This is a genomic window from Arthrobacter sp. GMC3, from assembly GCF_002929305.1.
Taxonomy (GTDB): Bacteria; Actinomycetota; Actinomycetes; order Actinomycetales; family Micrococcaceae; genus Specibacter.
Window position 1 is genome coordinate 1 of record NZ_PJIO01000060.1, and the last position, 827, is coordinate 827.

Here is an 827-nt window from a genome sequence, read left to right on the forward strand (position 1 = left end):
CGCACCGATTTACCAATCAGTTCTGCCTCAGGAATTAATGAAATCTCTGCCATGCCCACATCAAGGGCCTGGTCAGAAAAATACTCGCCGCGCAGTACCATCGGCTCCAGCAATTGCTCACTACAAAATTGCCGGAGATCGACATCAGCCGCAGACATATCAATAAGCAAAACGTCACGCGCGCGAAATTCAGAAACCCCATTAACGTTCACGATAACGCGACGAAAACGCCGCCAGCGTTCAACACCGATGACGTTAGCGCCATAACGCTCACGTAATTTGAGATCATCCAGCCGTTGACCAATCATTGGCGATCCGGGGCGAATAGCCAGACGTCGCGCACGCCCGGTCAGTCGATATTCACGGATAAGATCGCGAAAGGTTCGACGCGTCCAGCCTTCGCGCTGCGGGGTCTGGGTATCCCCTTTCAGCATGAAACGCATCACTAACATATACAAAATACCCAGCACCAGCACGACCAGGCCAATAGGTGTTACGCTAAAGAAACTGAAGCCGTGATAGCCTTCACGCAGCAATTCACTGTTGACTACCAGGTTCGGCGGCGTCGCCACCAGCGTCATCATGCCGCTAATCAGCCCGGCAAAACTTAACGGCATCATCAGACGTGACGGCGAAGTTTGCATACGCATGGCAACGCTTAACACCACGGGAATAAAGATAGCGACAACGCCGGTTGAACTCATAAACGCGCCAAGCCCCGCGACGGTCAGCATCAACAAAACCAACATTTTGATTTCACTGTTGCCCGCCACTTTGACCAGCCATGTTCCCATTACGGTGGCAACACCGGTACGGACCAATTTTTT

At 52.2% G+C, this 827-nt stretch carries 1 protein-coding gene; it reads right to left on the reverse strand.

Going from position 1 to position 827, the window contains the following annotated elements; translation table 11 throughout:
* Window positions 1-827, reverse strand: an 827-nt coding sequence (locus CXQ94_RS23640; RefSeq protein WP_104092574.1) for an SLC13 family permease, incomplete at both ends; no start/stop codon positions are given.